Here is a 12,081-nt window from a genome sequence, read left to right as displayed (position 1 = left end):
TGGCCCCAGATCCCACCGCATCGCCCAGATCCCACCGCATCGCCCAGATCCCGCCGCCCCCTCACAACCCCTTGGCCAACGCCTCCCGCGCCGACATCGCCGGCTTCTGCGACGGGGGCAACTCACCCAACAACGTATAAATCACCCACTCATACCGCTGCTTGGCCTCGCGCGTCGCGGCATCGGCAACCGCCTGCATCTTGGACAGCTTGAAATAATCCCCACCCAACAACCGCAACGCCTTCATGGAACCCAACTTCTTGGCAATGCCACACGCCAACATCTGCTTGCCGGAAACATGGTTGATGCGCATGAAAGCCCCCTCCATCTGAATCGGATCCCCCTCCTGCACCAACCCCCAGGCCAGAATCTTGCCCGCCATGGAGTCCGCACGCATCATGCGCGCCGCCCGGGCCATCATTTTCGGCTTGGTCTTGTCCTTCTCCTCCAGACTGCGCTGCACCAACTTGGCCGTGAGAATCTCCCCCGCATCCGTGTCGTCGGTGACGTATTTTTCCAAAAGAGTCACCAGGGCGGCGGTGTCGGCAATCTTGGTCAAGGCCACAGCCAAAATCGCCGTGGCCTTGGCATTGCCCTTGGTCGCGGTCAGGGAACGCACCAACGGCTCAATGGCCACCTCCTTGCGGTTGACGATGCCCGTGGCCAAAATCGTCGTGCCCGGCGACTCGTTGGCCATCAACTTGATCGCCTCCAACATCTGCTCCATGGTGCCACGACCCATCACCTCCATGGCCCAGATGATCTCCGCATCCGGCTGATCCGGCGGGGCCGTGGCAATGGCGCGAATCACATGGTTGATGGTCCCCTGCTCGGCAATGCCCATGGCCAACGATTTCATCGCCTCCGGACTGATCGTGGCATGCCGCAAACCGTCGATGAGCGGATTGACCCCCTTGTGGGAGACAATGCCATGAGCCAAGGCGTTCACCAGCTCGATATCCCCGGTGACACGGGACATGGCATCCACCATGTGAAAAGCCTTGACCTCGGGATGACGCAAAATCTCGGCGATCATGGTGCGTACCTGGGCCGGGTCATCCTGAAGCTTGCCCAAGACCTCGATCATCTTCTTGAGCTTGCCTTCCTGAATCACCCCTTCCACATCGACGTTGCTCTTTTTCTCCTCGTGATGCTCATACGAGGAGCCGCTGGAGGAAGAGGCTCCTCCACCCTTGCGCCCCGCACCCCCCTTGCCGGGCTCTTCGGGAAAATCCTGGGCCGGAACGAAACGGGTGGCAAGGTTGTCCAAAGCCTGAGGCGCCTTGTCCCCCAAGGCATCCTTGAGGATGTCGCGAATCTTATCCAGCTGTTCTTGCGTGTAAATGTCCCGTCCCGCCATCGATCCATCCCCATCTTGCTTGAATTGCAAATTCACTCGGAACCCATGGATTTTGCCGAACCTCTTGCGCTATTCTATCACATACTATCGATGCATGACGATACCAACTCCATCCATATTTGCGCGCGGGGCATAAAAACATGACCAACCAACCCTCCGGACAGACGCTTGTGTTGCTCGACGATCTGAATCCAGACCGGCAACGCATCTATCTGGAGAGCCGCCATCTGGCCATCGATACCGAAACCATGGGACTCAAAACCAAACGCGATCGCCTCTGCCTGGTGCAGATGTGCAACGAGGATGGGGTGATCACCCTGGTGCAAACCCGCGGCTTTCAGGCGCCACGCCTCAAGGAGGTCCTGGAGTCGGACAAGGTGCTCAAGATCGCCCACTTCGCCCGCTTCGACATCGCGGCCATCAAACACTGGCTGGGCGTGGACCTCAACCCGGTCTTCTGCACCAAGATCGCCTCGCGCCTGACCCGTACCTTCACCGATCGACACGGCTTGAAGGATGTGACCGCCGAACTGCTCGGCATCGAACTCGACAAGGAGCAGCAATCCTCGGACTGGGCCGCCGAACAGCTCACCGACAAACAGATCGCCTACGCCTCGGCGGATGTGATCCATCTGGTGGCGCTCAAGGAGCGACTGGAGTTCCTGCTCAAACGCGAGGGACGCATGGAACTCGCCGAAGCCTGCATGCGTTTTCTCCCCCAACGGGTGGCACTCGATCTGGCCGGCTGGGAAGAGACGGATATTTTCGCCCATCACTGATGCCCTGGATTCCGCCCCGGCAGGAGACGATCCCATGCGCATGGCACGCTGCCACGCGACTGGATCGGCGCCATCCCGGATAAGGATCGTTTTGCGTCGCGACCTCCCTCAGGGCCTCGCACACACGCTCTCTTCGCGCCTCAATGGCGTTCTCCCTGGATGACAACGCATTCATCCCGTCATTTCCACGGTACGAAAAGGGTGCCCCATCACCTCCCCAATCCCGTTTGCGCGATCCGCTCCGCCCAGGCGGTCGCCGAGGCGCGCGAAAGCTCCAGGCTCCACTCCGGAACCATTCCCAGGATCAGAATCAACGCCGCGAAGGCGTAAAGCACCCACTTTTCCCGCGCCAGAAGTTCCGGCAGGGTCTCCGGCACGTTCATGCCGGGCGGGCCAAGAAAGGCCCTGCGGTAAAAGCCGAGAAAATAACCCGCGCCCAGGATCACCCCGCCAAGAGCCGCCAGGCCGGAGCCGGCATGGGCTTTCAGACTGGCGATCAGCAGCAGCAGCTCGCCGGGGAAGCCGGAGGTGAGCGGCATGCCCATGCTGGCCAGTCCCAACAGCAGGAACAGTCCGCTCGCGACCGGCAGGGGTCGCGCCAGGCCGCCCAGATGGATCAGATCGGTGGAGCCGAGGCGTGTGTGGAGGAAACCGGCCAAAAGAAACAGTCCTCCCGAGGTGAGGACGAAGTTGAACAGTTGGCTGACCGCTCCTTGCACCCCCTGGACGGTGAGGGTGGCCAGACCCAACACCACCAGGCCGACGTGGCTGATGGAGGAGAAGGCGAGCAGACGGCGCAGGTTGGATTGGGCCAGTGCCGAGAGGGCGCCGTAGACGATCGACACCACCGCCAGTCCGGCAAGCAGCCAATGCAGATCACGGGCCACATCGGAAGTCAGGGGCAGAAGAAAACGCAGCAGGCCGTAGGCCCCGAGTTTGAGGCCGGTCATGATGGCGGAGATGGAGACCGGACCTTCCATGGCGACGATCGGCAGCCAGACATGCATCGGCACCAGGGGCACCTTGACGCCAAAGCCAAGCAGAAGCAGGAAAAAGACCGGCCATTGGGTAGATTTGGGGAGGGGATGTTGCAGCCACTGGGTGAGATCGAAACTCAAGGCCGGTCCGGGTTGGGCCAGGGCGGTCAAAAGCAGGCCGAACAGAAGCGCGGCGCCGCCGGCCAGCATGAAGAGGGTGTATTTGCCTGCCGCGTGACGACGATTCGGCCCCATGCCCCACAGGGCGATCAGGAAGTGGATGGGGATCAGGGTCAGCTCCCAGAAGAGGAAGAACAGCAGACCGTCGAGGGCGCAGAACAGGCCGATGGTGACCCCTTCGAGCAGCAACAGCAGGGCAAGGAAAAGGTTGGGCATGGCCCGACCGGTAAGGTTCCAATTGGCGATCAGAGTGGCCAGGAACAGGAGTGCGCAGGCGGTCGGGAGCAGTGCGGAGAGGCCATCGACCCCCACCAGGTATTCGGCGTGGATGGAGGGGATCCAGGCGTGGCGTTCGAGCAGTTGAAATCCGGCCACGTTCGGATCGATCCTGGCGACCACCATCAGGGAGAGCAGCAGTTCGACCACCCCCACCGTAAAGGCGATGGCGCGTGCCTGGCGGGGTTGCGGGGCGAGCCAGGCAAGCAAGGCGCCGAGGAGCGGCAATCCGATCAGGGTCGAGAGAAGCGGAAGGGTATTCATGGCCGTTCTCCGAGGTGGACAAAGGGGGCGGCCAGGGTTTGGGCGCTGTTTTTCACCAGGGCGAGCCACGGATCGGCGTTGAAGCCCGAGGCCAGTTGCACGGCGATGAGCAAGGTGGCCAACCCCTTTTCGATCGGTGTCGCGCGCGGCAGGGAGGCGAGCGGAAGCGCCTGGGCGGATGGGGTGGCCAGGAAGGCGCGTTGGAAGGCCCAGAGCAGGCAGGCGGCAGCCACGACGTTCCCAAGGGCGGCCAGCACGGTGACCAGGGCGCCGAACCGTTCGATAGCCGCTTCCAGGAGCAGATGAACCGCGTCGAACCCTGGGGTGCCGGGCATGCCCACCACCGAGAAGGCGGCCACCAGGAAGGCGATGCCGACCCACGGCAGGGGGGAGAGCAGTCCGCCGAGCCGTTCGAAGGCCAGGGAGCGGGTGCGTTGATGGACGATTCCGGCCATCAGCATCAGGGTGGTGATGGCCAGTCCGAACGAGCCGGTGAGCATGATGCTGCCCTGAAAGGCGTGCGGATGGAGGCTGAACAGGCCGATCACCAGGATGCCGGTATGGCTGACCACGGCATAGGCGAGCAGTTTCCTTAAATTTCTCTGCACCAGGGCCAGGAGTGCGCTATAGAGGATTCCGAACGCGGCGATGGCGATCACGAATTCGTGCCAGCGCCAGACGGCATCCGGAAAAAGAGGGAAAACAAAGCGCAGCATCCCATGGATGCCGGTTTTGAGTCCCAGCAGCAGCACCATGGCCGCAGCGACGGTGCCGTGTTCCATGACCTGGGGCAGCCAGCCGTGCAGAGGAAAGAGGGGCACGCGGATGGCCAGTCCATAGAACAGCAGGTAGAAGATGACGCTTTGCAGGTAGGGGGAGCGTGGATCCTGGACCAGAGTGGTCAATTCAAACGACCAGTGGCCATGGGTGAGTTCCGCGTGGTGCCAGCCGAGCATGAGGGTAGCGGCCAGGATGAGCAGCAGACTGGTGCCCATGAACTGGTAATAGCGTTGGTTGGCGAGTCGTTCATCTGCCGTGAGTGACCAGTTGGTGAGCAGATAACCGACAAGGCCGGTTTGAAGTGCGGCCATGAGGGTATACCAGAGCAGGTCGAGAGCGGCGAACTGGCCGACCAGGGTGGACTCGCAGGCAAGCACGACGGCAAAGAAGCGTGGCAGGTGGTGGAAGCGACGCACCAGGCCGCCGTAAAACAGCACCAGCAGACACAAAAAGGTGGTGAGCAGCACGAACAGCACGGTGATCCCGTCTGCCGCCGATGCCTGAACCAGCCAATCGGTGAATGGCAGGCGGGCATACCACTGCCAGTTGGTGGTGGGGTCGAAGTTTTGATAGAGGCGCAGGCTCAGCAGCAGTTCGCCGATGCCGGTGGTCAGGGCGATGGGCCAGGCCAGCCAGGTGCGGTGAACAAAAAGCAGCCAGAGCGCGCCAAGTGCGGGCAGGAGTTGCAGCCAGCCGAGCAGGTGGGTATCGATGGTGTGGATGGTCATGGTTTAAGTGGTGAGCGCCGTTCCATCGTTACGGGGGTCCGGGGGCGATTATCGTCCCCGGCGGGGGCGGGGCAGAGCCCCGCGACTTTATTTGTTTTCAATTTTTCAATTTTCTTCTGCATTTTCAAAAACAAAACCTTGCAGGCTCTGCCTCCCAACCTCCGCCGGGGGCCTTCGCCCCCCCGTCCCCCGTAACCGTTGGTGATTGGCCCCGCCTCACTCTGCCTCACCCGCTACAAAATAATCAAAAACGTCAACACAATCATCAAGATCAAATACCTCGTCTCCCCCAGCGACTGCTCGGCACGGGTCAGATAGTTCCCCAGGAAGGCCAACGTCTTCACCAAACCATCACCACTGCTCTTGAGAACGAACTGCTCCTCAACCCACGACAAAACCCGCGCCACACGCTCCAACACCCGCCCGAACATGCCACGCCCACCCGCCACACCAATGCCTGCTCCATCCACCACACTGGAAAAATCGTTCCACTCCGCACGCGCGGCCAACAACGTATCCCGCAACGGACGCCCGGCAATGCGGTTGATGACCAACTCGTCGAACAACCGCGCATCACGGGCCAACGCCAGGGTCGGACGGGTGATCAACGCGTCGGTGAGGGCATCGAGCCAACCACGATGCAAGGCAAAATTGTACAGGTCATGACTGTTCCGCAAGACCTCATGCACCTGTGGCGCCGCACCTTCGCCCAAATGAAGATAGGATGGGGACAAGAGGAATTGATAAAGACGCCAGGAGGCATGGGCAACCAGATGCCACAAGGCGAGATCGAAAAAACCGGCACCACACTCGGCGAACATCAAACCCAACTGCGCCAGGGTGGAATAGATCAAAGCGCTTTTCACATCACTCTGCACCCGTCCGATGGCCATGGCGAACAAGGCGGTAAGCAGCCCCAGCATCAACATGAGCACCATCAACACCGGCGCATGCCAGAACAACGGCTCGGCGCGGATCACCAGAAAAATGCCGGCATGGGCCATCAGGGCACCATAAAAAACCGCGCTCGACGGCGTGGGGCCCTCGAGAGCACGGGCGATCCAGGCGGAAAAAGGAAGCTGCGCGGATTTGGCCAGGGCCGCGATCACCAATCCAAAGGCGACGATCGGTACCGGCGGTTGCAGACGTTCATGAGAGGCCATGAACAACACCGGCCACTCGAGCCCCGCACCCCAACTCGAGGCCAGGGCAATGGCCAAAAGCAGACCCGCATCCCCGAACCGGTTGGTGACAAAGGCACGGGTGGCGTTCTCGGCGGCCACGGCACGGTCGCGCATGTAGGAGATCAACAGATAGGAGGCCAGACCCGCCAGCTCCCAACCGACAAAGGTCAATACCAGATTTCCCCCCAGGGCGATGGTGAGCATGCCGCCGGTAAAGAGGCTCAGAATGGCGAAAAAACGGTGAAACCCGGCCTCGCGATGCAGATAATCCACCGAAAAACGGAGCGTCACCAAACATCCGGCAGCCGAAAGGGTGGCCATGAAGAGGGCCGGACGGTCCAGAAGCAGACTGACGGTCACCCTGAACTCCCCGCTCACCAGCCACGGGAAGTAGATCCGATGCCCCGGCGGAGCATGCAGCAGGGCGAGAAGATCGAGCGCCAGCAATAACAGGAACGAACCACCCGCCGCCAACAACGCGATGCGGGCCGTGCCCCGTTCACCCGCCTCGCCAACCCGGGAACCGGTCAGCATGCCGATGCCGATCCAAAGCGCGGCCAACAGGGGGAGCAACGGAATCAGGATCCAACCATCAGACATGGGCCGACTCCTCGGGCAGGGCGATGAGCGCGGGCGGCAGAGGTTCGGAGTGACCCTGATACCAATCGGTCGAGTTGGCCGCGAACGGTGGGGGTGGCAAGGTGTTCTCCCAGACCCGCCAGCCGCTCCCCGGCGTGAAATGCTGGATCTCCCCGCTCTCCGGGTCGATGCAGGCCAGCTCGATCCAACCGTTGCCGACCAGCTCGCGAATCGGCTCCTGACGCAGATAGATTTCGGTGAGAATCTCGGGACGCTGCTCCACGATCACCAACAACCGCATCGCCTCGTGGATCTCGATCATCTGACGCGGCAGACCGGTGCGCAGGTCCGAGGCACACCCCTCCATCACCCCGAACAGGCCGGTGATGTTGTGAACCACTTTGGTGCCACACCCGAACCGGTCGTTGTCCACCGTGGAAAAATAATACTCCAGACTGATGCCCGCGCCGACCGGTCCGGCGGCCAGCAGGATCGATTCGACGATGCGACCATCCCCATCGCGGGTGGGATCGTAGGAGATCAGATACATGCGCCGGTCGAAAAAAACGCCGCGCGCCACCGATCGCCGTCCGATCAGGGCCACGGCGTTGGTGGCATGACCCAGCTCCGGTCTGGCCTGGCTGAAATCCACCCCGCGCCGTTGCATGTGGGCATGGGCCCGCTCCCGCGATCCATCGTGCGGAGCCGAGGCGAGCCGCCGGGCCCGCTCATGGGCCGAGGCGAACCGGGCGGCCTCCAACGGAGCCTCCAGACGAACCAAAGCCCCCTGCCCGCCCGCTGGCAGACGGTCGCGATCGAACCAGAAAAGAGTCTCGTCGCCGGTGTTGTGTTCACCGCCGACAAACCAGCAATCCTCCGGGATGTCGATCCCCATGCCGCGCAGACGAAAACGCACATCGGGATGATTGGCCATGGCCGCGAACAGCCGGGCATTCGGCCCGCCATGCCGCCCGCTGCACGCGCCACAATCGTAGGCGGCCAGATGGGGGTTGTTCTGACTGCTGCCGCCGTGACCCAGGATCGCCACGACCGGCGCGAAACCGTCGGTCAAACCGATGGTGCGCAGAAATCCCGCCACCCGCTCGGCCTGCTCGTCCAGGGTGAAGCCGACGCGCGGACTCTCTGGAGACGCGGGAGTCTCGCTGTCGGGCGCGGTGAGGGTCATCTCGGTCGGGATGGACGCATCCAGTCTTTCGGCCACGGATCCGGTCAGGCGGGCGAACGGTACGGGAAACCAGCTCCGTGCGAACAGAGACACCCAAGCCAGCGGCGCCAGCAGGGGCGGGATCAGCGTGGGGACCAGGATCCCCCGGTGGCTGGCGCGCATGGTCAACCGTTGCCACCAGCCGCGCAGGCCCAGCCAGCGCCGATGGCGTCGCAAGGCCGGATCATGGCCAGGACGCGCCTGTTCGTCCACGATGTGGGACGGGACCACCACCACCGGACAGAGCGGGGTCAAGGCGGTGTCGTCGAGGCCGCGCCAGTTGACCGGCACCCCGAAGAAACCCGCCGCGCCCAAGGTCTCGATGCCGGGCGCGATCTCCTCCAGATGGCGCCGGATCCCCTCCTCGCGATCGTCCATGCAGAAGATCACCTGGGCCTCGGGACGCTGCTCCCGAACCGCCCAGCGGCCCCGCCCCCGATTGGCATGCAGAGCGGCGAAAATCCGCTCCCGATAGTGCCGCTCGTAAGCCTTGAGCCACAGAAATCCCTCCTGCTCCTCGTCCAACGACTCAAGCACCGCCACCAGGGCTTGCGCCCCCTCCACGCCCAGGTCGCGCACCTTCTCGGCGGTCAGGCCGAGATGCTGGCAAAGCACGAACAGCGGCCAGGCGTGCGCGCTGGCCGCGGAGTGGCTGCGCGTGTTGTTGAGTCCGTCGGTTTCGGTCCAGATCTGCCAGGCAAGCTTGCGCCATTCGGCGGGAAGAGCCGGGTCGCTGGCCGGTCGATGGATCAGCCGACTGGCGCGCGAGGCCAGAAATTCCGGCAAACTTCCGGAAAAAAGAGCGTGCCGCGCGAAAAACTCACCACGATAGCGCTGAAAATGCCACCCCAGCATCCCCAGGGTCGGTTCGAGCAGCCAAATCGCACGACACAGCCGCAAGGCGAACAGCCGCTCGGTCACCAGCCGCACGGCCAGATAATCGGCCATGCGCACAAGGGCCGTACTGCCGCCATATCCCGGACGCAGGGAGCGCCACATCACCATCCCGGACCAGCCGGGCAACTCCAGCGCCAACCGCTCCAGATACCCTCCCCAACGGGCCTCGGGCAGCTCCAACCGTTTCAAACAGAATCCGATCGTCTCCAGCGCGTCATCCGGAAGTTCCGCCAGTTGCTCCTCCCAGTCCGGCAGCTCTTCCAGTCCCTGCCCCTTCTCTTGCACGGCATGCCGTTTCCAGACCCGATAAAACCCCTCCTCCCGCTCCGGCAGGGTCCAGCTCGCCACCCCCAGATCGAGAAAACCGCTCAGATAGCGCAACAGATAGGGGCGAATCGATTCCAGCAGATCCTCGCCGGTTACCTGTCGCAACAGACCGCGCAGCGTCAGATCCCGTCCCACCCGTCCAACCAGCCCCTCCCACTGGCGCGCCGATTCGGCGCGAATCGCGGCGATGATCTCCCGCTGCTCCTCCAGTTCGGCCAAACGGGTGGTCTCGTCCGGAAACGGCGCGTCCTCCTCGCTGGCCAGATCCAGACGCTGTTCCCCATACCCGGCCCGATGGCTCAAACCAAAACTCTCCAGACAGGCGCGCCACAACGCCCCCACCCCTTCGCGCCCCTCTTCCAGCCCGATCCGATCCCGACTCTCCTGGGAGAGGTCGGGTTGCAACCGCTCCAGCGCCCCCTTCTCCGCGATCTCCCAGGTCAACTGCCGCGACGTGATGGCTCCGATGCCGAATTGCAACTTCAAAAGCAAAATCTCACCCCGTCGGGTCGGCCCGACCGGCTCGGCAGCGCACAAGGCCGGATCGGCCTCCAGCACCGCGCGCAGATCCTCATGGTCGATGCGCCCCTCGGCAAACAGCTCCCGGAACCGTTCCGCCGAAAGATAACCATAAATTCCGGTATATTTCCGAGCTTCGGACAACGCACTGGCGAAATCCAGGTGTTGAAAACCGTGCAGGGTGTTGTGATGGACGAAATCGCGAATCGAGGCCTGACCCGGAACCAGGTGTTCCAGATGGTGGATGGCAGCCTGGATCCGGTCGCGACCGGTCAGGGGGGTATCCGCGGCGTGTGAGGGTGCGTGGGCCATGACCCCTCCCCTACAGGCGCGCGGCGAACAGGTCGCCGAATCGGGTGAGGGAGCCGGCCATCAAGTCGATCAACGGCGCAGGCAGAAAACCCAACGTCACGATGCCGATGGCCAGGATTCCGGCGGCGGCCAGCTCCATGCGTCCCAGAGGGTGGATGGCCGGGAGTTTGGGCTGTTCCGGCCCGGTGCACAGACATCCGACGGTACGCACCGCGTAGGCGGCGCTCACCAGCATGCCCACCGACAGCAGAGCCGCCGGCCAACCCCACCGTTCCAGGCCGGCGAGCATGACATGCAGTTCGGCGATGAAACCCGAGGTCCCCGGCACCCCCACCGAAGCCATGAAGGCCAGAGCCACGAAAAAGGAGAGGCGGGGCGCGACTCTGGTCAACGAGCCGTATTCGCGGATGTCGCGGGTGTGGGTGCGTTCGTAGAGCAGGCCGATGATCAGAAACATCGCGCCGGCGGTCAGGCCGTGGGAGACCATTTGCAACATGGCGCCGGTGATGCCGTCGTGGTTGAGGGCGGCGATGCCGAGCAGCACCACCCCCATGTGGCTCACCGACGAATAGGCGACCATTCCTTTCAGATCGGTCTGTTTCCAGGCCAGAACCCCGCCGTGGATCAGGTTGATGAAGGCGAGGGTGGCCAGCAGCTCCCGCAGGGTCACCACCGCGTCCGGCACCATCATGGCGGCGCGAATCAGGCCATAGGAGCCCATTTTGAGCAGTGCGCCGGATAACAGGATGCTCACCGGACTCGGGGCCTCGACATGGGCGAGCGGGAGCCAGCCATGCAGGGGGAAGATCGGCATCTTCACCCCGAAACCGATCAGGAATCCGGCGAAGATCAGGATTTGCAGCTCTTTCGAAATCCCGCGCAATCCCTCGGCCATCTCCTTCATCAAGAAGGTATGGACCTGGGAGGCGTCGAAGGCCAGCAGCAGGGCGATCAGCATGAAAACCGAGCCGCCCATGGTATAGAGCACGAAATTGAGGGCCGCGCGGTTGCGTTGTTTGCCGCCAAAGGCGTTGATGAGAAAGAAGAGCGGCAGGAGGGTCAGTTCCCAGAAAATGTAGAAGATCGACCAGTCCTGGGCCATGAAGACCCCGAGCATGGCCGCCTCCAGAAGCAGGATCAGGATGTGGTAGGGTTTGATCCGCTCCTTGATTCCGCCCGATGCCAGGATCGCAACCAGGGAGAGCAGGGCCGCCAAGAGCAGCATGGGCATGGCGATGCCATCCACGCCGAGGGCGAACTGACTGCCGGATTGGGGGCGCCAGAGGGTTTTTTCCAGCAGTTGCCATTGGCCCTGGGTGGTGATGAAGCCGGTTGCCAGCCAGAGGGTCATGGCAAGGGTGGCGGTGGCCGAGAGGATCGCCACGAAGCGGGTGCGTGCGGAAGGCAGCAGGAGAATCAATCCGGCGCCGAGCACGGGGAGCAGCAACAGGGTCAGCAGAGGTTTCATCGATGACGGAACGAAAGGTTCTTCCATTGAGCGGGGTCCAGGGGCCCATGGCCCATGGCGGGATCCAAGGGCAAAGCCCTTGGGACTTTTTTTGCCTTTCTTTTTGATCTTTTTTATCTTTTGATTTTGTCTTTATCTTTTTTATTCGGCTTTTGGTGCGCATTTAACGACAAAAATTTTTTCTCGTCTTCTGCGGAAAAATGCTTGTCGTAAAAAGCGCACGATC

At 62.5% G+C, this 12,081-nt stretch carries 7 protein-coding genes; 1 reads left to right on the top strand and 6 read right to left on the bottom strand.

Annotated elements, in window-relative coordinates; genetic code table 11:
- Positions 1 to 61: 61 nt before the first annotated feature.
- Positions 62 to 1,360 (bottom strand): hypothetical protein, encoded by a 1,299-nt coding sequence (locus tag ACOY6C_RS14910; protein WP_420906312.1) that lies wholly within the window; start codon positions 1,358 to 1,360, stop codon positions 62 to 64.
- A gap of 140 nt (positions 1,361 to 1,500) precedes the next feature.
- Here ACOY6C_RS14910 and ACOY6C_RS14905 point away from each other — a divergent pair, with 140 nt between their 5' ends.
- Positions 1,501 to 2,139, top strand: a complete 639-nt coding sequence (locus tag ACOY6C_RS14905; protein WP_420906311.1) for a ribonuclease D — start codon at positions 1,501 to 1,503, stop codon at positions 2,137 to 2,139.
- Between the two features lie 209 nt (positions 2,140 to 2,348).
- Here ACOY6C_RS14905 and ACOY6C_RS14900 read toward each other — a convergent pair whose 3' ends face one another.
- The 5 genes from ACOY6C_RS14900 to ACOY6C_RS14880 all read right to left on the bottom strand — a co-directional run bounded on the left by ACOY6C_RS14900 (position 2,349) and on the right by ACOY6C_RS14880 (position 11,855).
- On the bottom strand, positions 2,349 to 3,836 hold the full coding sequence (locus tag ACOY6C_RS14900; RefSeq protein WP_420906310.1) for a complex I subunit 4 family protein: 1,488 nt from the start codon (positions 3,834 to 3,836) through the stop codon (positions 2,349 to 2,351).
- Positions 3,833 to 5,344, bottom strand: a complete 1,512-nt coding sequence (locus tag ACOY6C_RS14895) for a complex I subunit 4 family protein (protein ID WP_420906309.1) — start codon at positions 5,342 to 5,344, stop codon at positions 3,833 to 3,835. Before ACOY6C_RS14895 ends, ACOY6C_RS14900 begins: the two co-directional genes overlap by 4 nt.
- A gap of 233 nt (positions 5,345 to 5,577) precedes the next feature.
- Positions 5,578 to 7,128: a proton-conducting transporter transmembrane domain-containing protein gene (locus tag ACOY6C_RS14890; RefSeq protein WP_420906308.1), complete on the bottom strand. Its 1,551-nt coding sequence runs from the start codon at positions 7,126 to 7,128 to the stop codon at positions 5,578 to 5,580.
- Positions 7,121 to 10,387 (bottom strand): DUF2309 domain-containing protein, encoded by a 3,267-nt coding sequence (locus ACOY6C_RS14885; RefSeq protein ID WP_420906307.1) that lies wholly within the window; start codon positions 10,385 to 10,387, stop codon positions 7,121 to 7,123. The genes ACOY6C_RS14890 and ACOY6C_RS14885 overlap by 8 nt, the downstream gene beginning before the upstream one ends.
- A 10-nt stretch (positions 10,388 to 10,397) precedes the next feature.
- Complete coding sequence (locus ACOY6C_RS14880; RefSeq protein ID WP_420906306.1) at positions 10,398 to 11,855, bottom strand: complex I subunit 4 family protein; 1,458 nt, start codon at positions 11,853 to 11,855, stop codon at positions 10,398 to 10,400.
- Positions 11,856 to 12,081 lie beyond the last annotated feature (226 nt).

Origin of the sequence: Candidatus Magnetaquiglobus chichijimensis (genome assembly GCF_045865675.1) — a bacterium.
Taxonomy (GTDB): Bacteria; Pseudomonadota; Magnetococcia; order Magnetococcales; family Magnetaquicoccaceae; genus Magnetaquiglobus; species Magnetaquiglobus chichijimensis.
The sequence above is the reverse complement of the archived record's forward strand: the minus strand, read 5'-3'. Positions and strand labels throughout refer to the sequence as shown.

Excerpts from the sequence above, each read along its gene's own strand:
- ACOY6C_RS14900 (WP_420906310.1), bottom strand. The coding sequence starts at position 3,836 with ATGAATACCCTTCCGCTTCTCTCGACCCTGATCGGATTGCCGCTCCTC.
- ACOY6C_RS14895 (WP_420906309.1), bottom strand. The coding sequence starts at position 5,344 with ATGACCATCCACACCATCGATACCCACCTGCTCGGCTGGCTGCAACTC.
- ACOY6C_RS14905 (WP_420906311.1), top strand. The coding sequence starts at position 1,501 with ATGACCAACCAACCCTCCGGACAGACGCTTGTGTTGCTCGACGATCTG.
- ACOY6C_RS14880 (WP_420906306.1), bottom strand. The coding sequence starts at position 11,855 with ATGAAACCTCTGCTGACCCTGTTGCTGCTCCCCGTGCTCGGCGCCGGA.
- ACOY6C_RS14885 (WP_420906307.1), bottom strand. The coding sequence starts at position 10,387 with ATGGCCCACGCACCCTCACACGCCGCGGATACCCCCCTGACCGGTCGC.
- ACOY6C_RS14910 (WP_420906312.1), bottom strand. The coding sequence starts at position 1,360 with ATGGCGGGACGGGACATTTACACGCAAGAACAGCTGGATAAGATTCGC.
- ACOY6C_RS14890 (WP_420906308.1), bottom strand. The coding sequence starts at position 7,128 with ATGTCTGATGGTTGGATCCTGATTCCGTTGCTCCCCCTGTTGGCCGCG.